Source organism: Rhodococcus sp. NPDC003348 (assembly GCF_053589375.1).
This window is the reverse complement of the sequence record NZ_JBSFRT010000036.1, coordinates 34778-58180: the sequence shown is the minus strand read 5'-3', so window position 1 is coordinate 58180 and position 23403 is coordinate 34778. Positions and strand designations below refer to the sequence as shown.

Annotated in this window: 13 protein-coding genes, 1 tRNA gene and 1 pseudogene; 1 reads left to right on the top strand and 14 read right to left on the bottom strand. The window is 68.5% G+C overall.

Going from position 1 to position 23403, the window contains the following annotated elements; all coding sequences use genetic code 11:
- Positions 1-43: 43 nt before the first annotated feature.
- From ACWDU4_RS21280 to ACWDU4_RS21220, 13 genes are all read right to left on the bottom strand, one after another.
- A complete protein-coding gene (locus ACWDU4_RS21280; RefSeq protein WP_450115906.1) occupies positions 44-1420 on the bottom strand; it encodes a glutamate decarboxylase in 1377 nt (458 codons plus the stop codon).
- 98 nt (positions 1421-1518) lie between these two features.
- Complete coding sequence (locus ACWDU4_RS21275; protein WP_450115905.1) at positions 1519-3501, bottom strand: YhgE/Pip family protein; 1983 nt, start codon at positions 3499-3501, stop codon at positions 1519-1521.
- Between the two features lie 3 nt (positions 3502-3504).
- Positions 3505-4245 (bottom strand): hypothetical protein, encoded by a 741-nt coding sequence (locus ACWDU4_RS21270; RefSeq protein WP_450115904.1) that lies wholly within the window; start codon positions 4243-4245, stop codon positions 3505-3507.
- Positions 4246-4335: 90 nt separating this feature from the next.
- Complete coding sequence (locus tag ACWDU4_RS21265; protein WP_450115903.1) at positions 4336-5616, bottom strand: amidohydrolase family protein; 1281 nt, start codon at positions 5614-5616, stop codon at positions 4336-4338.
- Positions 5617-5887: 271 nt separating this feature from the next.
- Positions 5888-6544 carry a hypothetical protein gene (locus tag ACWDU4_RS21260; RefSeq protein ID WP_450115902.1) on the bottom strand — a complete coding sequence of 219 codons (657 nt, stop codon included), beginning with the start codon at positions 6542-6544 and terminating at the stop codon, positions 5888-5890.
- Positions 6537-6962 carry an acyl-CoA thioesterase gene (locus tag ACWDU4_RS21255; protein WP_450115901.1) on the bottom strand — a complete coding sequence of 142 codons (426 nt, stop codon included), beginning with the start codon at positions 6960-6962 and terminating at the stop codon, positions 6537-6539. Before ACWDU4_RS21255 ends, ACWDU4_RS21260 begins: the two co-directional genes overlap by 8 nt.
- Before the next feature lie 29 nt (positions 6963-6991).
- Positions 6992-11887: an NAD-glutamate dehydrogenase gene (locus ACWDU4_RS21250; RefSeq protein WP_450115900.1), complete on the bottom strand. Its 4896-nt coding sequence runs from the start codon at positions 11885-11887 to the stop codon at positions 6992-6994.
- Between the two features lie 64 nt (positions 11888-11951).
- Complete coding sequence (locus tag ACWDU4_RS21245) at positions 11952-12371, bottom strand: acyl-CoA thioesterase (protein WP_450115899.1); 420 nt, start codon at positions 12369-12371, stop codon at positions 11952-11954.
- A 10-nt stretch (positions 12372-12381) separates the two neighbouring features.
- Positions 12382-14055 carry an energy-dependent translational throttle protein EttA gene (gene ettA / locus ACWDU4_RS21240; protein WP_450115898.1) on the bottom strand — a complete coding sequence of 558 codons (1674 nt, stop codon included), beginning with the start codon at positions 14053-14055 and terminating at the stop codon, positions 12382-12384.
- A 328-nt stretch (positions 14056-14383) separates the two neighbouring features.
- On the bottom strand, positions 14384-15580 hold the full coding sequence (locus ACWDU4_RS21235) for a lipase family protein (protein ID WP_450115897.1): 1197 nt from the start codon (positions 15578-15580) through the stop codon (positions 14384-14386).
- Between the two features lie 102 nt (positions 15581-15682).
- Positions 15683-16822, bottom strand: a complete 1140-nt coding sequence (locus ACWDU4_RS21230; protein ID WP_450115896.1) for a lipase family protein — start codon at positions 16820-16822, stop codon at positions 15683-15685.
- Between the two features lie 132 nt (positions 16823-16954).
- Positions 16955-17443, bottom strand: a complete 489-nt coding sequence (locus ACWDU4_RS21225) for a single-stranded DNA-binding protein (protein ID WP_450115895.1) — start codon at positions 17441-17443, stop codon at positions 16955-16957.
- Positions 17444-17663: 220 nt separating this feature from the next.
- On the bottom strand, positions 17664-19697 hold the full coding sequence (locus tag ACWDU4_RS21220; protein WP_450115894.1) for a cytochrome c oxidase assembly protein: 2034 nt from the start codon (positions 19695-19697) through the stop codon (positions 17664-17666).
- 124 nt (positions 19698-19821) lie between these two features.
- Between ACWDU4_RS21220 and ACWDU4_RS21215 the strand changes: the two genes are divergently transcribed.
- Positions 19822-19895 (top strand) — tRNA-Arg (locus tag ACWDU4_RS21215).
- Between the two features lie 53 nt (positions 19896-19948).
- Here ACWDU4_RS21215 and ACWDU4_RS21210 read toward each other — a convergent pair.
- Positions 19949-23238: pseudogene (locus ACWDU4_RS21210) on the bottom strand (protein kinase domain-containing protein).
- Between the last annotated feature and the right edge of the window lie 165 nt (positions 23239-23403).

The window sequence follows — 23403 nt, the reverse complement described above, 5'->3', positions numbered from 1 at the left end:
ACCCGCACCTCCCCTGTCCGTCAGCTACGGCCCGGCCACGAACTCAGTGCGCGAATCCCTTCGCGGTGTGCTCGGTACCCTCCTTCAGCCGGGCGACGACATCCCTGATCGCCAGCACCAGCTTGTAGGCCATGTCCCGGCTGAAGCCCTCCCGCAACACGATTCGCAGGACCGCGACGTCCTCCGCGTCGGCAGGCATCGTGTAGGCGGGAACCTGGAAGCCACGGGCGCGCAGTTCGTGCGAGATGTCGAACACCGTGTACCCCGGATCGCCGACAACTTCGAACGACAGCACGGGAATCGCGGTGCCGTCCGTGATGACGTGCATGTCGTCCATCTTGGACAGCTCCGCCGAGATCATCAGGGCGGTGTCCCGGAGCGACTCCATGATCTGGGTGTACCCCGCAACACCCAGCCTGATGAAGTTGTAGTACTGGCCCACCACCTGATTGCCCGGACGCGAGAAGTTCAGGGTGAAGGTCGGCATGTCACCGCCGAGGTAGTTGACCCGGAAGACCAGGTCCTCCGGCAGGTACTCCTTCGAGCGCCACACGACGAACCCGATACCCGGATAGGTCATGCCGTACTTGTGGCCGCTCACGTTGATCGACACCACCCGGGGAAGGCGGAAGTCCCACTTCAGTTCGGGATGCAGGAAGGGAACCACGAAGCCACCGCTGGCGGCGTCGACGTGGATCGGCACGTCCGGTCCGCCCTTCGCGGCGATCTCGTCGAGGACGTCGGAGATCTCGGCGACCGGCTCGAGTTCACCCGTGAAGGTCGTGCCGAGGATCGCGACCACGCCGATGGTGTTCTCGTCCACGGCCTCCCGCACCTGCTCCGGGGTGATGACGTAGCGGTCCTTCGCCATCGGGAGGTACTTCGGTTCGACGTCGAAGTAGCGGCAGAACTTCTCCCACACGACCTGGACGTTGCTGCCGAGAATGAGATTCGGCCGCGCCGTGTCCTTGCCCGCAGCCTCCCGTGCCGCGCGCCAGCGCCATTTCAGCGCGAGACCGGCGAGCATGACCGCCTCCGAGGAGCCGACCGTGGACACCCCGGTGGCGGACGAGGGATCGGACTCGTCGAGGTCCTCCGCATTGAACAGGGCCGCGACCATGTTCACGCACCGGGTCTCGATCTCCGCGGTCTGCGGGTACTCGTCCTTGTCGATCATGTTCTTGTCGAACGTCTCGGCCATCAGGCGATCGGCCTGCGGATCCATCCAGGTGGTCACGAAGGTCGCCAGGTTCAGTCGCGAGCTGCCGTCGAGCATCAGCTCGTCGTGGATGAACCGGTAGGCGGCTTCCGGATCCGTTTCGGACTTCGGCATGCGAAGCGCCGGCACCGGATCGGTTCCGAGCCGCCCCGTGTACGCCGGGGCGAGGGTTTCTGCCGGAGCTGCAAAGGAATCAGACATCTTCTCTCCAATACTCGGTTCCACAGATCACAGAGGTTGAGGGAAATCTCCGGGCTTCGGTACCGCACACCGCCCGGTCACCGGATGGTTTCTCCTGGTCACACCTCCAGGGGTGGGTAGAGCCGCTCCATGGTGTACTGGCGGTTGCGGCGGACGGAGAGCGCGCTGGCGGTGAGGCTCACGACCAGGATGCCGACCAGTACTGCGATCGCGATCCACAACCGGGAGTCGACGTGCTCACCGATGGTGAGCTGTCGCAACCCGTTGACGGTGTAGGTCATCGGGTCGAACGGGTGGATGTACTGGAACGGCTTGGCGGTCGTCGGCACGGGGTAGATGCCGCCCGCGGAGACCAACTGGAGCATCAGGAAGGCGAGGGTCACCACACGCCCGACCGCGATCCCGAACACCGCGTTGAATGCCTGGATCATCGCCAGGTAGGTCGCGGAGATGAGCATCAGGAACGCGATCGTGCCGAGCACGTGCTTGACGTCGAGCCCGACACCGAAGTGGACGACGGTGTACATGACGATCACCTGCAGGATCCCCACCAGGAGCGCGGGCCAGTACGACGCGAGCACCGTTCGGTACAGGCCCAGCCCACCGACCGTGGGCCGGGACTGCAACGGGGTCAACAGCATCCAGGTGATGATGCCGCCCACGAACAGCGCCAGCGACAGGAAGAACGGCGCGAAACCGGTACCGAAGGTGGGCGCCATGTTCGTGTAGTCCTGCTTGAGGCCGACCGGAGTCGACAGGGTCTCCGCCGTCGCGGTCTTCTGCTCGTCGGTCCAGCTCGGAACCTGTCCGGCCCCCTGCTCGAGCGCGGTGGCGAGCTCGTGCGATCCGGACTGCAGTTCCACCATCCCGGACGCGAGCTGACCGGCACCGCTGGCGAGCTGGTTGCTGCCATCGGTCAACTGGACCATCCCCGAGCTGAGCGTGGCCGCACCGGCGCTGAGTTCGTCCGCACCACTGCGCAACTGCTGAAGATCCGACGCGATCCCACCGTTCTGCAGCATCGCCAACCCGGATTGCAGCGGGCTGCTCGGGTCCGTGAGCTGGTATTCGACCGCGCGGGCGTCCTCGCTGAGGCGGCTGATCTCCGCCTGCAGCTCCCCGGTGTCACCACGCACCTGCTGGGCGGTGAGAGGCGACAGCGCGGCCACGGCCCGCTGCACCAGGGGATCCGAGCTCTGCCTGAGGATGTCGAGTGCTTGCGAGACCGCGGTGGCGGGCGCAGGTGCCGACTCGGGCAGCCGGCTCCCGAGCGCCTCCAACGACTGCCGGAGCTCGGACACCTGGCCGCTGACGTTCGGGACTGCACCACTGCCCAGTGCATTGATCAACGGGGTGGTGGCACCGTCGATCGCCGTCGCGAGTTGAGCTGCGCCACTTGCCAGTTGTGCCGATCCGGATTCCGCGGTGACCATGTTCGTCGCCAGTTCGTTCGCACCCGAACTGAGCTGGTCCGCCCCACTCTTGGCGGTGTCGATCCCGGAGGCCAACTGGTCGGCGCCGTCGGCGGCCTGCTTCAGTCCGGAGCCTGCGCTCTGCAGGCCGGTGAGAACCTGCCCGACGCCCTGCGCACCGATGGTCGAGTTGACCTGGTTGATGACCTGTTCCGAGGCGTCCTGCCCGATGATGGTCGCGAGGTAGTTGTTGGCGTCGTTGAACGTGAAGATCAGCTCCGCCTTCTCCGGGTTGTCCCCGTTCGGCGATTCGACCGCCGCGCTGAAGTTCTCGGGCAGGGTGATCGTGTAGTAGTACTTCCCGGATGCCAGGCCCTCGGATGCCTCCCCGTCGGAGACCTCGGCCAGGTCCAGCTGTCCGGACGCGATGAGCGACTTGACCACCTGGTCACCGGCGTCGAGTTGCTGTCCGTCCGCGGTGCGGCCGGTGTCGTTGTTGACGATCGCGGCGGGGATCTTGTCGACCGCGCCGAACGGGTTCCAGAACGCCCACAGGTACATCGCACCGTAGAGCAGGGGCATGAGGATGATCGTGATGATCGCGATCCGCGGCATGGTGCCGCGGAAGTACCGCTTCGAATCACTTCCGAGGGACACTCCTGCCAGCATGGGTCACCTCCCCTCGGTCATGACGCCGATGTCGCCCGCGCCGAGCAACCCGTGCATGTCGACCACCGCCCGCACCCCGGTGCCCGGCGGGAGCGGGTTGACGTCCGCGGTGATCACCGACTGCTTCTCCCCCAGTGCCACAAGACGTTCGAGGAGTCCGAGCCGTTCGTCGTCGTCGGCGATCTTGTCCATGCGCCCGACGACGAGCAACGGTGGGCGGCGGGTGTTCGCCACCGCGATACGCAGCAGCAACTGCTGAATCTCGGGGAGGTCGTCCACGAAGGCGTTCAGCGCCGGCAGCGGCACGTCACCGAACACCTCCGCGCACATGCGCTCCACACCGTCTTCGTGCACCCTGGGAACGAACCGGTACCACGGCGACTGCCACCGCAACTGCTCGGTGACCATGTCACGGACGGTGACCGACGGGCTGACGTCGTCGACTTCGTTCACGCACGCGATGGCGGACTCCGCAAACACCTTCGCGGGTTTGTTCGTGTGGCCCAGCACGGTCAGGGTTCCGCCCGACAGGCGCATTCGGCCGCACAGTGCCATGAGCAGCGCGGTCCGAGCGGCACCGGACTGCGCGGCGAGCACCGTCACCCCACCCTCGTCGATGTCGAGGTCGAGGGGGCCGAACACGTGCCCCCACGGCCCGTCGAGCTCTATTGCCCTCGCGGACGCGAGCGATCCGGGAATCGGTTCCCAGAACTTCTCCGGTTCCGCCGTCGTGGTCTCGACCAACTCACACCTCTCCTCCCGGGCCGTTCGACGAGTCGACGGCGCGCGCGTGACAGTGTTGTTCGGGTTCGATGGATGGCTCGACGAGCCGGGTCAGAGGGTGTTCTTGACGATCTCACCGTTCTTCACGATGACGGCCAGGTTCTTTCCCGGATCCGCAAGCAGGTTCAGGTCCTCCAGCGGGTTGCCGTCGACGAGCAGCAGGTCGGCCCATGCGTCCTTGGCGATGACACCGAACTGCGCCTGCCGGTAGGGGTCACGCTCGCCCGCAAGGCGGAACAGCTCCGCGTTCCCCGATGTCAGCATCCGCAGTGCATCGAGGTTGCTGTAGTGGTCGCCGAGGCGGGCCGCCATCTCGCTCTGCCTGGCGGCCAACTGCGGCTCGAGGAGAAGATCGGTGCCCCACGCAACCTTCACGCCGTGCTTCTTCGCCCACTGGTACACCTGGTCGGTACCGGTGCAGATCTCCCGGTCCTTCCCCGCCCGGTCGGGATCCGGGTAGTGGTGGTCACCGAGCGCGAACGGCTGCATCGACAGCCACACCTCCCGCTCGGCCAGCATGGCGATCGTCGGCTCGTCGGCCAGGTGACCGTGCTCGATGGACTTGACGCCGGCCTCGACGGCGCGGTGGATTCCGGTGACGTTGTAGACGTGCGTGGCGACGTAGGTGCCGTAGTCGGTCGCCGCATTCACCGCCGCCCGCAACTCGGCGGGAGTGAACTGCACCGTGTACAGGGGGTCGTACATCGATGCCGCACCGCCACCGACCATCACCTTGATCTGGGACGCACCCTTCTTCAACTGTTCGCGGACCGAGGCCAGCACCTGCGCCTCACCGTTCGCGACCCGCATGAAGCCGATCTTCTCCGCGCGGGACTCCTCGCCGGACAGGGCGGTTGGAGTGTCGTAGACGAACCCGAAGTCGCCGTGCCCACTTGTCTGCGACACCGCGGCCTGTGACGGATAGATCCGCGGCCCCTCGAACTGTCCGCTGTCGATGGCCGACTTGATGCTGCCGGTGTCGCCGGCCATGTCCCGAACCGCGGTGAACCCGCGCAGCAGCATGCGCCTGGCCTCGGCGAGACCGTTGATCGCGATGTGGCTCTCCGAGCCCATGACCATGTCGACGTAGGTGTTCGCATTGCCCACGAGATGGACGTGCGCGTCGGACATGCCCGGCATGAGGACCCGTCCACCGGCGTCGATCACATGCGTCTCGCGTCCCGGTTCGTCACCGATCGGGGACTCCGAGACCCCCACCACGCGGTCCCCGTCGAGGAGAACGTCCCCGGCGACGAGTTTGTCGGACACACCGTCGAACACCCGAACATCACGAAAAACAACGCGCTGCTTTGCTTTCGAAGAGGTCGTCATGCCAGCGAATAGTAAGCAAAAATCAAGGAATCGTCTCAACGGGATTCATGGCGTTTCGGAACGTTATCTTTTCGAGATCAAGCACAGGGAAACTGCGAAAATGCATCGAAATACGTTATGGCACAAAACCTAGTTCAATATAACTGTAGCGATAAACACTATCTTGAACGTGAGTCGAATTCACAGCTATTCAAGGGCAATACCTCGAATTCCCGAGCCGCGTCGGTGGGTCGTGGCAGATTCCGTGACCCGCCCACCGACGCAGTCGCCCCTACACCACCGAGAGCGGAATCTCGCCGCCGCGCCTGGCGAAGACCGAGCCGTAACGGGCGTCGAGGCGCAGCCAGGTGCGTGCGGCCCGGACCCGGACCAGCTCGGCCGGATCCACGACCGCCGCCTCGACATCCCCTCCGGGGACGAAACCCATTGCGGTCAGAGCGAACACGGTCCGCATGGTGACACCGACCTGCTCGCCGCCGCCGTCGACGGCGAGCACCTCCTGGTCGAGCAGGGAGGCGGGCGGGCCATGACCGCCGTGTTCGGCGGCGACCTGGGTGCCCTGCCGGGCCAGGTCGACCAGCAGGTGCGCGGGCACGTCGTCGACGTGCACGAATACGTGCTCCGGCGGCAGCGCACCGCGCCACGCCGAGTCCATCGGGAACCCGGGGTCGATCTCCTCCTCCGTGCCCCCGAGCGCGTGCAGCAGTCCGTCCGCGGCGGCGGTGATGTCCCCCGGACGCATCCTGCCGGTCACCACCCGAGCAGCGAGGACGTCGAAACCCGTTGTCGTCCAGGCAACCAGGTGCTCGTCGTCGCGGCGGTGCAGGCGCACGACCGCGGCCTCGTCGAGCCGGACCGCCCGGGCCAGGAACGCAGTCAGGTTCGCGCGCTCTCCCTGCTCGGGAACGATGAGGGCGCGGTCAGCCACGCTGCCAGCGCTCCAGGTACTCGCGCTCGGGGGCGGTGATCCGCCGCAGGCGCTGGGTGTCGATGTCGAACGCCGCGATCTGGGTGGACGCCACGATCGACGGCGCCGAGGCCGGGTCGGCGCCACCGGCGCGCACCTCGTACCCGATGGTGAAGTCCACCGCCCGCACCTGGTCGATCCACATCAGCACGTCCAGCGGACCGTCGTCGTGACGCAACTGGCCGCGGTAGCGCACGTGCAGGTCCACGATCACCGCGCCGTCACGCAGCGCCACCGTCGGCAGTCCGTCCTCGAACAGCCACGGGATGCGGGCCTCCTCGAGCAGGGTCACCATCCTGGCGTGGTTGATGTGCTGGAAGACGTCCATGTCGGACCAGCGCACACCCACCTTCGTGTGGAATCCCACCTGCGTGGCCACCGCCCCGTTCGTACCTGCAAGTTCCCCGCTCACCGCGTTCCCTCCGCTCGGGTGCCCGCTCCGCGCACCATGCTCCGTACCTGACGCGCCGCCACCGACAGCGTCGCGAGGTCCAGGGTCCCAGACTCGGCGATCTCGCCGAGCGCCGCCCGCGCCCTCGCCAGCCGGGAAGCGTTCGTGGACTCCCAGTCCTCGATCTTCTCGGCGGCGCTCTCGTGCGGCTCACCGGCTACCAGCACGTCCATGGTCAACGACCGCAGCGACCCGTACAGGTCGTCGCGCAGGGCGAGTCTGGCCAGCGAGTGCCAGCGGTCCCCGCGTTCGAGTCTCGATACAGCGGTGAGGAATTCGTCGATCCCGAGGTGTGCGTCGAGCGCGTAGTACAGCGTTCCCACCTCCTCGTGATCCCGCTCGGTGATGTCGGCGATGTCGATGATGTCGAGCACCGGGAACGCGTCGAGCATCCCGAACACCTGCAGCGCAAGATCACGCGGGCAGTTCCGCTCGAGCACCGGCGCCGTCCGGGCGTCGAGTTCGCTCAGGTGGTGTCCGCGCAGCCACCCGGGCACCCGCGGCATCAGTTCCCGCACACGCGACGCGTACCGGTTGATCTCGGCGCCGACCGCGAGCGGCTGCGGCCGGTTCGACAGCAGCCAACGCGAAACGCGGTCGATCATCCGGCGCGCCTCGAGCACCAGATCGTCGCTCACCGACACCGGCACCGCGGCGTGCGCGATCTCGGCCCGCACTCGCCGCAGGTCGAAGATCTCGGTCGTGGCGGTGAACGCGCGGATCGCGTCGGTGCTGCTCGCGCCCGCCTCCTCCGCGAGCCGGTAGGGGTAGCTGATACCGCTGACGTCGATGGCCTCGTTGGCGAGCATCGTCGCCACGATCTGCCTACGCAGGCGATGGGTGCGGATCTGCAGCGCGAACTCCTCCCGCAACGGCCGGGGGAAGTACCGCGGCAGCCGGGTCGCGTAGGTGTCGCTGTCGGGCAGTTCGCTGGCCAGCAGATCGTCCTTGAGGACCAGTTTCACGTGGGCGAGCAGGGTCGCGAGTTCCGGTGAGGTCAGACCCCGACCGGCCTCGGCACGCCGGGCAATCTCCTCCTCGGTGGGCAGGACCTCCAACCCGCGGTCCAGACCACGGTCGCGTTCGAGGACGGCAATCAGCCGCGCGTGCACCCCGAGCATGCCGGGTGCGTCGGCCCGTGACGTGCCCATCAGCTGGTTCTGGTCGATGTTGTCGCGCAGCACGAGCCGGGCCACCTCGTCGGTCATCGACGCGAGCAGTTCGTTGCGTTCCGCGTGCCCGAGTGCGCCGCCGCTGACCGCGGTGTCGAGCAGGATCTTGATGTTCACCTCGTGATCGGAACAGTCCACCCCGGCCGAGTTGTCGAGAGCGTCCGTGTTGATCCGTCCTCCGGACAGGTCGTACTCGACCCGGCCACGAGAGGTGACGCCGAGGTTGCCACCCTCCCCGATCACCTTGGCCCGCACCTCGTTTCCGTTCACCCGTACGGTGTCGTTCGACTTGTCACCGACGTCGGCCTGCGACTCGGCGGAGGACTTGACATAGGTGCCGATGCCGCCGTTCCACAGCAGGTCCACCGGTGCCCGCAGGATCGCCCGGATCAACTCCGGCGGCGACAACTCGGTGACCGCGTCGCCGAGTCCGAGTGCCGCCCGCGCTGCGGGAGCCAGCGCGACCGACTTCACCGAACGCTCCCACACGCCCCCGCCGGCGCTGATCGCGCCCCGGTCGTAATCCGCCCACGACGACCGGGGCAACCGGAAGAGCCGCTCCCGTTCGGCAAACGACCGGGCCACGTCCGGATTCGGGTCGAGGAACACGTGCCGGTGGTCGAACGCCGCCACCAGCCGCAGACGCCGGCTGAGCAGCATGCCGTTGCCGAACACGTCGCCGCTCATGTCACCGATCCCCACCGCGGTGAACTCGTCCGTTGCGACGTCCACCCCCATTTCCCGGAAGTGCCGCTTGACGGATTCCCAGGCCCCCCTCGCGGTGATGCCCATCGCCTTGTGGTCGTAGCCCACCGAACCACCGGAGGCGAACGCGTCACCGAGCCAGTAGCCGTACTCGGCGGCGACCTCGTTGGCCAGGTCGGAGAAGGTGGCGGTGCCCTTGTCGGCCGCGACCACCAGGTAGGTGTCGTCCCCGTCGCGGCGCACCACCCGCGCCGGGGGCAGCACCCGACCGGTGGCGGTGTCGACGTTGTCGGTGACGTCGAGCAGGCCGGAGACGAACAGCCGGTAGCAGGCCTGCCCCTCCTCCAGCGCCGACCGGCGATCGACGGCAGGGTCTCCGGTCGGTGCTGGTGGCCGCTTCACGACGAACCCGCCCTTGGCCCCGACCGGAACGATCACCGCGTTCTTGACGGCCTGGGCCTTCACCAGACCGAGGATCTCGGTGCGGAAGTCCTCGCGGCGATCCGACCAGCGCAGCCCGCCGCGTGCCACCGGACCGAACCGCAGGTGCACACCCTCCACCCGCGGCGAGTATGCGAACACCTCGAACCGCGGACGGGGCCTGGGCAGTTCGCTGACCTGTCCGGGGTCGAGCTTGAACACCAGCACGTCGCGGTGGGCGCCGTCGGAGCCGCGCACATACACGTTGGTGCGCAGCGTCGCGAGGACGAGAGAGAGCATGCCACGCAGGATCCGGTCCACGTCGAGACTGACCACCTCCTTGATCCGGGCTCGCAGGTCACCGACGAGATGCTCGGCCCGGGACACGTCGGCGGTGTCCGGATCGAAGATCGACCCGAAGAGGTCGACCAGCAGCCGCGCCGTGTCGGAATGCTCGAGCAGTACCGACTCGATGCGGAACTGGCTGTACGGGAATCCGGCCTGGCGCAGGTACTTGGCGTAGGCCCGCAACACTGCGGCCTGCCGCCAGCCCAACTGCGAACGCAGGACGAGTTCGTTGAACTTGTCGGGCTCGGAGTGTCCGTTCCAGACCGCCGTGAACGCGTCCGTGAAGCGGCGCCGCAGCGCTTCGGCCTCCGCCGCGGCCGGCTCGCCGCGGTCCTGCTCGAGATCCTCCTCGAGGGCTGCACCGATCAGTTCCGGCGCGGCAGACAACCCGAAATCATATATCCAGCAAGCAATTCCGTCTGGTCTGACCACTCCGTACGGCCGCTCGTCGACGACCTCGACACCGAGCGACTGCAGCACCGGAAGCACCTGACTCAGCGAGACACCCTCACCGGTGATGTACAGCGTGAACCGCCACCGGCCGGGTTCGGCACCGTGCCTGCGGTACAGCTCGAGATCGATCTCCCCCACCCGCAACGCCTCGAGCCTCGCGATGTCGCGGGTGGCGCGGACCGCCCCGAAGTCCTCCTTGTAGCTTTCCGGGAGTGCCGCCGCGTACCGCTGCGCGGTCAGCGACGTCACCCGCGGTTCCTCGGCCGTGGCGTCCATCAGGTCGTCGTCCCAGGCCCGGGTCGCGGCCGCCAGCAGTGCCTCGATCCGTTCCCGGTTCGCGGCAGAGGTGTCCACGGAGGGGGTCGCCGCACCGGGTTCCGTCCGAATCGTGAAGTGCACCATCGCCAGATCCGACTCGGTGACCCGGGCACTGTAGTCGAGCACACCACCGCCGAGCTCGCGCAACAGGATCGACTGCATCGCCAGGCGGGAACGGGTGTTGTACCGGTCCCGCGGCAGGTACACCAGTGCGGAGACGAAGCGGCCGTCGTGGTCGTCGCGAAGGAACAGCCGGGCCTGCCTGCGCACCCCGATCGCGAGGACGGCGGTGACGGTCTCGAACAACGCGTCGACACCGATGGAGAACAGCTCGGTGCGCGGCAGCGACTGGATCACCTCGAGCATCGCCTGCCCGGAGAACGAGTGCAGCTCGAAGCCCGCCCGCGCGATCACGGCCCTGGCCCGACCCGAGATGACCGGGATGTCGAGGATGTTCTCGTGCACCGCCGTCACCGTGAGAACTCCGAGGAAGCGGTGCTCGCCGACGATCCGCCCGGCGCCGTCCAGGTCGACCACCCGCACGAAGGACGGGTACACCGACCGGTGGACGGTGGCGGGCGACGGCCCCTGTGCATAGGTCAGCAGCGGCTGATCCGGGTCGAATCCCGGTGCGGGAAGGTCGATCCGGTGATCGGTGCGGGTGGCGGCGCCGAGCACCCCGAGGCCGCTCCCCGAGACGATGCGCGCGGTCGGAGCGCCGTGGACCGCCGGATCGCCGTATTCGTAGCGGCGGTAGCCGAGCAGCGCGAAGTTGCCGGCCGCGAACCACCGCAGCAGCGCCGCGCTGTCGCGCACCTCCCGCTCCGGGTATCCGGCGGCATCGCTGTCGGCGAGTTCCTCGAGGTGTTCGGCGAGCTCGCGCTGCAGGCCCCGCATCCCGTCCGTGTCGGCGATGACCTGCCGGACATCGACGAGCACGTCCTGGACCGCGACGGCGAGCGCGTCGAACATCGCGGGGTCCGTCGCCGGATGCAACTGCAGATGCATCCACGATTCGGAGTGGGTGGACCGTTCGTGGTGTGCACCGTCGACCAGCACGTCGACCAGGGCGCCGTCGGCATCACGGCGAACCCGCAGCACCGGGTGCACGATCTCGACGACGGTCACCCCGAGGCGCGCCAGCAGCGCGGTGACGGACTCGACGAGCATCGGCATGTCGTCGGTCACCACCTGCACCGCCGGCGCGCCTGGGGTCGGCACGCACACGCGGGCGATCGACTGCCCCGGCGCCCGCTCCCCGGCGAACTCGAGGTGCGCCCGGAAGCCGGCCATCGCCTCGTCGGTGATCGCTCCACCCGTCCAGGCGAAGTCGGTGCCCCGGAAGTAGGCGGCGGCCACCTCCGGTAGGTGCTCGGCGACGGCGGTGGGCAGCCCCGCCGCCCACCCCGGGCCGAATCGATCTGCGGACACGGTCATCTCGCGGTCACCCCCTGATCACTGGGACAGGTGTGCACCGCTGAGCCTAGTCGGCTCGTCGCGCCTAGGGCGTGACCTCGACGGGCGCGTACGACCGCAGCAGTTCCCGGGTGCGATCGGGCAGCGGAACCGACTTCTCGGTCTCCGGATCGAACCCGACCATGACGCCCTCGACCTCGACGCACACCTCGCCGTTGCGGTCGCGCAGCACCTGCCGCACGCCGAACGACGAGGTGCCCACGTGCAGGATCGACACCTCGATCGTGACCGGCCCGGTCTCGTCCGTCACCGGACGCAGGTAGTCGAACGCCATCTTCCGCACCACCATCGGGGCGAGCGGCGCGCCCGCCCCGATGATGCAGTCACGGAAGAACCGGGTCCGAGACTCCTGCGCGTACTCCGCGTACAGCACGTTGTTCACGTGGCCGTTGCGATCGGAATCGCCCCAGCGCACCTGAATCTCGCACGTGTAGGACTTCGTCACCCGCTCGTGCCTAGTCGCGGGTCAGCTTGCGGTGCGTGACCCGGTGCGGGCGGGCGGCCTCGGCGCCGAGCCGCTCGACCTTGTTGGCCTCGTACGCCTCGAAGTTACCCTCGAACCAGAACCACTTGCCTTCCTCGACGTTGCCCTCCCACGCGAGGATGTGGGTGCAGGTGCGGTCGAGGAACCAGCGGTCGTGCGAGATCACGACGGCGCAGCCCGGGAACTGCTGCAGCGCGTTCTCCAGCGAGCTCAGGGTCTCGACGTCGAGGTCGTTGGTCGGCTCGTCGAGCAGGATCAGGTTGCCGCCCTCCTTGAGGGTCAGCGCCAGGTTGAGGCGGTTGCGCTCACCACCGGAGAGCACCTCCGACTTCTTCTGCTGATCCGGTCCCTTGAACCCGAACGCGCTCACGTAGGCGCGCGACGGCATCTCGTTCTGGCCGACCTCGATGAAGTCGAGCCCGTCCGAGACGACCTCCCACACCGTCTTCTTCGGGTCGATGTTGGCGCGGCTCTGGTCGACGTAGCTGAGCTTGACCGTCTCGCCGACCTTCACCGTGCCCGAGTCCGGCTGCTCGAGCCCGACGATGGTCTTGAACAGCGTGGTCTTGCCGACACCGTTGGGGCCGATGACGCCGACGATGCCGTTACGGGGCAGCGTGAACGACAGGTCCTTGATCAGCACCCGACCCTCGAAGCCCTTGTCGAGGTGCTCGACCTCGACCACGACGTTGCCGAGGCGCGGCGGCGTCGGGATCTGGATCTCCTCGAAGTCGAGCTTGCGGTGCTTCTCGGCCTCCGCAGCCATCTCCTCGTAGCGGTCGAGGCGGGCCTTGTTCTTGGTCTGGCGGGCCTTCGCACCCGACCGGACCCAGGCCAGCTCCTCCTTGAGGCGCTTCTGCAGCTTCTGGTCCTTCTTGCCCTGCACCTCGAGGCGCTCGGCCTTCTTCTCCAGGTAGGTGGAGTAGTTGCCCTCGTACGGGTGCAGCTTGCCGCGGTCGACCTCGCAGATCCACTGCGCGACGTGGTCGAGGAAGTAGCGGTCGTGGGTGACGGCGAGCACGGCGCCCGGGTACGAGGCGAGGTGCTGCTCGAGCCACAGCACCGACTCGGCGTCGAGGTGGTTGGTGGGCTCGTCGAGCAGCAGCAGGTCCGGCTTGCTCAGCAGCAGCTTGCACAGCGCGACGCGGCGGCGCTCACCACCGGACAGGTGGGTGACGGGCTCGTCGGCCGGCGGGCAGCGCAGTGCGTCCATCGCCTGCTCGAGCTGCGAGTCGACGTCCCAGGCGTCGGCGTGGTCCAGCTCCTCCTGAAGCTTTCCCATCTCCTCCATCAGCTCGTCGGAGTAGTCGGTGGCCATCAGCTCGGCGATCTCGTTGAACCGGTCCAGCTTGACCTTGATCTCGCCGAGGCCCTCCTCGACGTTCTGCCGGACCGTCTTCTCCTCGTTCAGCGGCGGCTCCTGCAGCAGGATGCCGACGGTCGCCTCCGGGTCCAGGAACGCCTCGCCGTTGGACGGCTGGTCGAGTCCGGCCATGATCTTGAGGATGGAGGACTTACCGGCACCGTTCGGGCCGACGACACCGATCTTGGCTCCCGGGTAGAAGCTCATCGTGACGTCATCGAGGATGACCTTGTCGCCGTGCGCCTTGCGCACCTTCTTCATCGTGTAGATAAACTCCGCCACCAACACTCCTTGAGTCGAATCGCATTCGTCCAGGTCAAGCCATGCGGCGACCACCTATGCGAGGAACAGCCTACCGACCCCGTCCCGCACCGGTCCCGCACCGTCCGCCGCGAGCAGCGAGACCGCGTCCACGGCCGGCCGCGCCCGGTCGTCGCCCCCCGGCCACGGTGCGGGTACACCTCGAGCGTGATCGCCGGGGACGCGCGTCCCGGGCACGGCGCGGTCGCGCTCGTGGGCGATGACCGCCTCGGCGTCCCACAGCGGCGTGCGGGCGTGCGCTCGCCGACCTGCGCCGGGTGTGCGACCCGCCGCAGGTCGGCTCGGGACGTCAGGCGGTCGCGAACAGCGAGCGGACGAAGGCGGTCGTGTCGGGCAGCGCGGCCAAGACGGTGTCGCCGTGGAAGGTGTCGTAGGTCCGGAAGGTCACGGGCTGGCCCGTCAGCTGCAGATCGAGCGCGAGCTTCGTGGCGAGCGGGAACGGCACCGTCTGGTCCCGCAATCCTTGCCCGACGAACACGGGTCGGTCGTAACCGGTGATGGGGACGGCGAGGTAGTCGAGCAGCGCCTCCCGGATGCGGGGCTCGTTGAGCGGTCGGCTCAGCATCTCGCCGACGCCGAGCTTGCCCGCCCGATCACGCATCTCCAGGTAGCACAGCGACTCGGAATCCTTGACGAGAGCCGCCCCGGCCGGTGTCAGGTAGTCGTCGATCGGAAGGTCGGGTCGGGCGACGCGCATGCCATCGATGATGTACGCCGCGAAGACGGTCAGTCCGTTGAGCCCGAGGTCCGGAAAGCCGGGACCCCCGAGCGGCAGCAACATCTCCAGGTTCGCCGGGGTCCCGGTCGCGACCGCGCCACGGTAATCCAGTTCCGGCGCGTACCTCGTCGCCTCGTGCGCGGCGAACATGGCGGAGTGGCCACCCTGCGAGTGCCCGACGACCACCCAGGCCGGCGACAGCTCCGGTGTCTCCGCGTGCGCCGCCCGGACCATGTCGATCACCGCGCGGCCCTCACTGCGCCCGTGCAGGTACGCGTGGGTTCCCTCCGTGCCCAACCCCACGTAGTCCGTGGCCACCACGGCGTAGCCCTGTTGCAGCCAGGCGGACACGTAGTCACGGGTGAGCCAGGTGGTGTCGTACCCGTGCGCGGGCGCGCAGTCGTCGCCGACCCCGGTGGTTCCGTGCGCCCACGCGACGACGGGCCAGCCTCCCGCAGGCGCGGTGCCGGCAGGCACGTAGACCCCTCCGGTACTCAGCGCGGGCGCGCCGGTCGGCCCCTCGGTCCAGTAGGTGAGTTGCCGTTGCGAAACCGCTTCCGGGAGCCGCGCCATCTGCGGCAACTCCGCGGTCGCCACCACCGTGCCGTGCTCGGCCGGCGGCGCTGCGGTCGCGCTCACCGGCCCCAGCAGCGCGACGGCGATCGCCACGATCGATGCGCGAGCGCCCGCGCGTGTCACGGCGGACAGGACGCGACGAATCCGTCCGTCCCGCCCGCCCGAAAAACCAGACCCCCAGGTACGTTCCATGGGGTTGTAACTACCCGGAGCAAACACGGCCCGCCGCGTCTGCGCGACACCGTTATCGGATCGTTACCTTTCCGTCCCGGTGCGTGTCCAGGGCATGGAACGTCATCGCATCACCGCGTCGACGAACCGTGCCGAGTCGTCGAACGCGGCGGCGGGGGTGCCGAGGTGATCCGCGGACGGATAGACCCGGAACGTCACGTTGGTTCGCGAGGCGGCGAGCTGCCCGACGAACACGAGCGTGAGCGGGATCGGCACCACCCGGTCGACGGCACCCTGCCCGAGGAACAGTCGGCGGTCGTAGCCCGCGGCCGGCACGCCGAGGTAATCGGTCATCGCGGGGCGCAGGTCGGTGAGGGGGCGGGAGAACAGGTCGCCGACCGAGGCGCCGTCGAGGTACTTACCGAACTCGACGCTGCACACCTGCGTCGCGATGCCCGCCAACTCGCGGCCGCGGGGCGAGAGATAGGAGTCGATGTTCAGGTCCGGTCGAGCGGCGCGCATCCCGGCCATCGTGAACAGCGTGAACGTGGTGAGGCCGGCGACACCGAAGTTCGGGATGCCCGGCCTGCCGAGCGAGAACACCTGGTCCAGATTCGTCGGCGCCCCCAGCGCGACCGCACCGCGGTAGTCGAGGTCCGGCGCATACGCGGTCGCCAGATGTGCGGTGTGCAGGGCCGCGTGCCCGCCCTGGGACAGCCCGGCCACCGCCCAGCGCGGTGACAACGCGGGGACGACGTGCCGTCCGGCGCGGACCATGTCGGTCACGTCGTGACCCGCCGCGATTCCGTCGAGGTACGCGAGCTCGCCGGGCGTCCCGAGCCCGGCGTAGTCGGTGGCGACGACCGCGTAGCCACGGCGCAGCCACCGATCCATGTACTCCGCCTCGACCGCGGTGCCGCCGACCGCGGACGGTGCGCACTTGTCGGCCAGACCGATGGTGCCGTGCGCGTACGAGATCACCGGCCACCCATCGGCAGGCGCCGGGCCGGGTGGCACGAACACGGCGCCGGTGCTCAGCCGGGGGCCGCCGCGATGATCGGTGGTCCGATAGGTGACCCGGTACTGGTCCGCGGCGCCGGGAAGGGACGCCGCGGCCGGCAACTCCTCGACGGACACCACCGTTCCGGGCGCATCCGCCGCCGCGGCCACCCCTGCAACCTGTGGTACCGCGAGCCCGCCGAAGCCGACCACTGCGATCGTGACCGCCGAGACCAGCGACCTCTTCCATGACGTTTCGCCCACCGCAAGGACACTCACCGGAACCACCCCACCCTCGGATCGCTACCGCTCGGGTCGTGCTCTGCCGGAATCCCTCAACACCGTAGGCCCGCGACGACGTCCGATGCGGGTTTCGGAGGCGCCGACGCCGCGTCGTTATCCGGCCGTCGCGACCTCGAGACCTGCGGTGTCATCAGGGATCTCGTGATCGGCGCGGATCGATCCGCCGTGCGGCAGCACGTCACCGTCCCGCACCTCACCGTCGGGCGACGACTGCGGAACACGGGGCACCCGTTCGAGTTTCGCGACGCAGCGGGCGAGATCGGGTCCGACGGCGGCGGCTCGCATCTCCAGGTCGGACCGCTCGACACCGTCCCTGTTCGTGTACTCGTTGGTGCGCAACTGTCCGTACGCGATGATCGGGTCGCCCTTCATCAGCGACGCGGCGACCCCACCGACCAGCCGGCGCCAGCAGCTGACGGTGAGGTAGAGCGTGCCGCCGTCGGTCCACTCCCCCGACGACTGGTCGAACCGGCGGGCGTTGCTGGCCATCCGAAAGCTCAGCACCTCCTCCCCGGTGCCCGTCGTCCGCTTGACCGGGTTGGTGATGACGGTGCCGACCACCGCCGTGTGCGTCTCGTACATGCTGCCCTCCTGTCACCCGGGGCCCGATCGGCCCTCCAATCCCAGAGTGCCCGTGCACGATCCGGCACGGGAGGGCCTGCGGCGACCTGGGGACAACCGCGGAGTCGGTGCACAGCGGCGTCGGATTCCGGGGCACGGGAGCAGTTTTCGTCGGTGCGACGTGGTATCCGCCCGCAGCAGCGGATTCAGGGGGCGCCGGCGGGGATCGGGCCGCCCCGAACTACTGCTTCCAGCCCTCCTTGTCGCGGCGCGCGAGCTCCGCGAACATGGCGTTGTGGGCGGCGAGCTCGGCGTCGTCGTCGCGGTCGGCGGCCCGGTCGATGCGCTTGGCGATCTTCTGATCGGACCGCGACCACTGCACCAGCAGCGCCAGCATCACCAGCACGAGCGGAATCTCACCGGTCGCCCAGGCGATGCCGCCACCGACCTTCTGATCGCCGAAGAGATCGTCGTTCCAGCCCAACGCCAGTGAGCGGTAGTACCAGCCACCGATGACCTCCATGGTGCTCATCAGGGCGATGCCGAAGAACGCGTGGAACGGCAGCGAGCCGAAGACCATCGCCAGCTTCGTCACCGGCTGAATCTGCCGCGGCGCCGGGTCGATGCCGATCACAACCCAGTAGAAGAGGTAGCCGCTGAGAATGAAGTGCAGGTTCATCAGCAGGTGCGCACCGTGCGAATCGAGGGTCGCACCGAAGATGCCGCCCAGGTACAGCGCATAGAAGCCGCCGACGAACAGCACCGACGCCACCAGCGGATGGGTGATGAAGCGCGAGTACCGGCTGTGCAGCGCCGCGAGCAGCCACTCGCGGGGCCCGGGCGCACCGTCGGGGCCCGCGGGCTTGAGCGCGCGCAGCGCCAGCGTCATCGGACCGCCCAGCACCAGCAGCACCGGCGCCAGCATCGACAGTGCCATGTGCGCGCCCATGTGGACGCTGAACACGGCCGGTGCGTAGCGGCCGAGCCCGGACGAGGTGCCGATCAGCAGCGTCGCGCAACCGAGCAGCCACGCCACGGTCCGGCCGACGGGCCAGCTGTCGCCGCGGGCCTTGAGCCGGCGGACCCCGACCATGTACCAGACCGCGGCGATGATCGCGGCGGTGCCGAAGATCAGGTCGAACCGCCAGTCGAACATCAGTCGGGCCAGCGTCGGCGGGGCGTCGAGGTTGTAGCCGAGCTGCACCTCCGCCGGCGTGGGGCGGATGTCCTCGGGCGGCGGCGGGGTGCGGCCGAGCCCGACCGCGAGTCCGATCGTCGCGGCGAACACGATCGCCTCACCACCCGCGAACCGGATCAGCGCGCCCCGCGACGTCGGGTCCGCGGCCAGCGCGGGCAGCGACCGCCGTCGCTGCGCGAACCCGAACACGCCGAGGATCACCAGCGCCACGGTCTTGGCGACGAGCAGCCAGCCGTAGGTGCTGGTGAACAGGTCGCTCACGGGCAACCGGACCAGACCGTTGATGACACCGGAGACGGCCATGATCACGAATGCGACCGTCGCGACCGTCGAGAAGCGTCGGGCGGCGAGGTCCGTGTGCGCGCCCCCGCGGCGCGCGTGCACCAGCAGCGCGAACAGTCCACCGGCCCACAGCGACGCCGCGATCAGGTGCCACAGCAGACTGTTGGTGGCCATGTCGTGGGAACCGCCGGCCGACGAGTGCCCGGTCAGCGCGAGCGGGATCAGCGTCACGACGCCGAGCGCCAGCACCACCGGCGTCCAGTTCCAGCGCAGCAGCATCCGTGAGCAGATCGCCAGCACGATCGCGAGGATCGCGGTGGTGCGCCACGCCCCGGCGAGTTCGATCTGCGGGATGGCCTTCCACAGGTTCTCCGGCTTGAGCGCCTCACCGAACGGCTGCCCCGCGGTGTCCGACACGGTGAGCGGCACCAGGACCAGCGCGCAGGCCGCCCACACGATCGCCGCGTTGGACGCCGTCCGCACCGCCCGGTACCCGTCGACGTCGAGGACGCCGGACTTCTGCGGCGGCACGAGGAACGACGCCAACAGCAGCGAACCGATCGCGATCACCGCAGCGACCTCCCCGACGGCCTTGACCGCGGGCAGCCCGTACGTGGTCAGCGGGCCGGGGTCGGGGATGCCGAGCCGCACCAGTGCCTCCGACGCCGACAGTCCGACGACGATCGCGGCGACCAGGCCGGCGATCAGGCCGAGGGTGACAAAGACGGGAAGGGCGCTCTCCCCCCTCCTGCGGGTCGGCGGCGCGTCGGAGTGGGCGAGCTCGGGTGATGCCATGACTACCAGGGTAGGAGGCCCCCGACTGTGAACCACGTCCAGGTTCGACCCCGCACCGCGTGCCGGTCCGAGGCACCCCACCGGAGCCGGTAGACTCCTGACCCGATCCCACGCGTGGGGTCGTGCCTCCGTAGCTCAGTTGGATAGAGCAAGAGCCTTCTAATCTCTAGGTCGCAGGTTCGATTCCTGCCGGGGGCACCGAGACACTGCCGGCTTCCGGCCGGAGTGCACCCGCACCGACCGGTCGCCGGTCATCGGGGATCTGCATCGCGCGACGCCACCACCCACGCCGCGATCTGGGCACGTGAGGTGAATCCCAGCTTCGTCAGAAGGTGCTCGACGTGCCCCTGGGCGGTGCGCACGGAGATCGTCAGCCGGCCGGCGATCTCCCGGTTCGTCAGCCCCTCGGCAACGAGGTGCGCAACCTCGAGCTCGCGCTTCGTCGGAGCGGTCGACGATCGGACGGGCTGTGGCGAGGGCTCGGGTGACCGTTCCTCGCGGGCGTAGGCCACGGCCGCCGTGAGTCCCATTGCGGCCCCCTTCCTGCGCGCCGCGGCGAACGCCCGCTCACTCAACGCCGCCCGTGTCTCGCGTGCACATTTCTCCTGGTAGTCGGCCAGCGCCGGCAGGAACACCATCGGACTCTCCACCGACCGGCTGAGCTTCTCGGCCGCCGCAACCAGCACCGCTGCGCGTTCGAACCTCCCGTCCTCGACCGCGATCCAGGCGAGAACCTGAAGGCACATGCTCACGTTGAGGCGGTCGTCGACCTTGCGCCCGAGACCGAGCGCCTGCCGAAGGAGATCGACCGCCCGGGCTCGGCCGCCGCGCCGCCACTCCGCGACCGCGAGCGCCCACAGCGTGTAGGAGCGATAGACGAATTCACCCCGGGACGCGGTGATGGCGAGTGCACGCTCGTGGCATTCGATGGACCGTTGCGCGTCGTCGAGCAGCCCGAAGGTCAGACCGAGAACGCTGTTCACGACGACCTGGAAGAGTTCGTTGTTCGTGTCGCGGTACACGCTCTCGGCGCGGCAGAACAGCGCACGGGCGTTCTCCAGTTCACCGCTGAACAACGCGCGGTAGCCGTCGGCGAGGTCGACGTGCGCCCGCGCCGTCGCGTCCGTCGACTGCTCGGCGAACGCCCTACCCTGCTCCACCAGTGCCGCCGCGGCCGGTTCGTCACCCTGCAGCCCGGCCATGATGGTCACCGCGTAGAGCACCTTCGCTCGGTCCGGGTTGCCGGGCTCGAACGTATCGTGCAGAAGCCGAGCGACCCAGAGCCGTCCCTCACTCAACAGGCCGCGGACGAGCCAGAACGAAAACAAGGATCCGGCCATGCGAATCCCGGCGTCCGGGTCGTCGGCGAGACAGAATTCGAACGCTTGTCGCAGGTTCTGCTGTTCCGCGCGCAGCCTGGTGATCCACTCGGCCTGCCGCGGTCCGATCCAGTCGGCCTCCGCGTCCCGGGCCAGGCGCTCGTACCAGTCGCGGTACCGACCGCGCAGTTCGGAATACCCACCGGATTCATCCGCCTTCTCCCGCCCGTAGTCGCGCACCGTGTCGAGCATCCGGAACCGCGCGACCGGACCGGTCCGGTCGCGGACGAGGATCGACTTGTCGATCAGGGAGGTCACCGTGTCGAGGACCTCGTCCGCCGGCCGGTCACCACCACAGATCTGTTCGGCCGCATACAGCTCGAAGCTGCCGGGAAATATCGACAGGCGTGCCCACATCTGCCGCTCCGGCGGTGTACAGAGGTCGTAGCTCCAATCGATGCACATTCGCAGTGTCTGCTGTCGTGACGGGGCGGCCCTGTTCCCGCGACTCAGCAGCGCATAGCGGTCGGTGAGCCGGTCCAGAATCTCGTCCGGCGAGATGGCCCGCAGCCGCGCCGCGGCCAGCTCGATCGCCAGAGGCAGCCCGTCGAGCCGCCGGCATATTCGGGCGATCGTGACCTGGTTCTCCTCGGTGACCTCGAAGCCGGGGGCGGCGGCCTCCCCGCGTTCGACGAACAGGGTCGTCGCGTCATTGCGAACCGGACGCTTCGGTGGTTGCTCGGGGTCCGGCACCGCGAGCGGCGGGATCGGCATCGCCACCTCCCCACTGACACCGATCGGCTCGCGACTGGTCAGGAGGAGCCGTAGCCGGGGGCTGGAGCGGAGCAGCGATTCAGCGAGGTGCGCGACCCCGTCCAGCACCTGTCGCAGTTGTCCAGGACGAGGAGGAGCTCACGCTGGGAAAGGAAGTCCTCGAGCACCTGTGCCAGGGGAATTGCCCCGCGGTCCCGCACTCCCACGGCACCGGCAACCACGTTGACCAGGAGCGATTCGTCGCGCAGCTCACCCAGTTCGGCCAGGATCACACCGTCGGCGAATCGGGTTCGCGCCTTACCTGCGACCCGCAACGCGAGCCGGGTCTTACCCACCCCACCCATTCCGGTCAACGTCACCAGCCGGTTGGTGGCCAACAGGTTGGCCACCTCGCTCGTCTCTGCGCGGCGGTCGACGAAGCTGGTCAGCTCGAGCGGCAGAGTCCCGGTTCGGCTCGTGGGTCCCGTCGGTGGCGCTTCCGTCCACGACGGATGTGCGGTGGACGCTGCCCCGCCGGAGCCGGAGGCGCTGCTGGGGCTCTCGCCCCGATCCACCGGCTCGCGACCGTCGTCTGCAGGGAACCCGTGAGCGCGCTGTGCGCGGCGCAACAGCCTGCCGAACTCCCCGGCGGTGGGGCGATCGCCGGGATCTCCGGCCATGGCGGATTGGATGAGGTCGGCGACGTCGTCGTCGATGCCGTGATCACGTGGGTTCGGTGTGGGGTCGGCAGCGATCCTCACGAACTGCGCGACGATCCGCTCACCGCTACGGCGCTCGAAGGCCGCGTGTCCGGTGGCCGCCGCGAACATCGTGGCGCCAAGCCCGTAGACGTCCGTGGCACCGGTCGGGGTCTCGCCGGCGATGACCTCGGGCGCGGTGAACGCAGGCGAGCCGGTGACGACACCGGTGGTGGTCCGGAACCCTCCCGTGATGTGCGCAATGCCGAAGTCCGTCAGGGCGAACTTCCCTTGGTCGGTGAGGAGGATGTTGGCGGGCTTGACGTCGCGGTGAAGGACGCCGAGATCGTGGGCAGTTTCGAGGACACCGGCGATGTCCACGCCGAGCCGCAGGACGGCTTCCAGCGTCAGCGGCCCCTGCCGGCGGATCCGTGTCTCGAGGGAGCCCCGGGCGAAGAAGGGCATGACGAGATAGGGCCGGTCGTGCTCGGTGACTCCGACCTGCAGGATGGTCACGACGTTGGGGTGACCGGTCAGCCGGCCCGCGGCTCGCTGCTCGCGCAGGAACCGTGCACGGTTGTCCTCGTCGAGATCGGCAGTCAGCACCTTGACCGCAACCATTCGATCGAGTGAGGACTGTCTGCAGCGGTAGACCACTCCGAAACCGCCGCGCCCGATCTCCAGTGCATCGGTGAACCCGGCCGCGGCCAGTTCCGCGTCGACCGAAACGGCCACGCCGCGCTGAGTGGCGAACGGATCGCTATCGGACATCGCCCGCGTCGATTCCGCCGGTCATCTTCGAAAGGGACAACACAAGGCACCTCGTTGACCACCCCAGGATATCCAAGTGGTTCACGCCGAGAGGACGTCGAAACGGGACCGCGACCCGCCTCTGCGGCCACCGCACTGCTGCGCCGCGTCGCGCACAACGTCGAG

Coding starts and splice junctions, on each gene's coding strand:
- ACWDU4_RS21280 (WP_450115906.1), bottom strand. CDS start 1,420: ATGTCTGATTCCTTTGCAGCTCCGGCAGAAACCCTCGCCCCGGCGTAC.
- ACWDU4_RS21275 (WP_450115905.1), bottom strand. CDS start 3,501: ATGCTGGCAGGAGTGTCCCTCGGAAGTGATTCGAAGCGGTACTTCCGC.
- ACWDU4_RS21265 (WP_450115903.1), bottom strand. CDS start 5,616: ATGACGACCTCTTCGAAAGCAAAGCAGCGCGTTGTTTTTCGTGATGTT.
- ACWDU4_RS21250 (WP_450115900.1), bottom strand. CDS start 11,887: ATGACCGTGTCCGCAGATCGATTCGGCCCGGGGTGGGCGGCGGGGCTG.
- ACWDU4_RS21235 (WP_450115897.1), bottom strand. CDS start 15,580: ATGGAACGTACCTGGGGGTCTGGTTTTTCGGGCGGGCGGGACGGACGG.
- ACWDU4_RS21225 (WP_450115895.1), bottom strand. CDS start 17,443: ATGTACGAGACGCACACGGCGGTGGTCGGCACCGTCATCACCAACCCG.
- ACWDU4_RS21220 (WP_450115894.1), bottom strand. CDS start 19,697: ATGGCATCACCCGAGCTCGCCCACTCCGACGCGCCGCCGACCCGCAGG.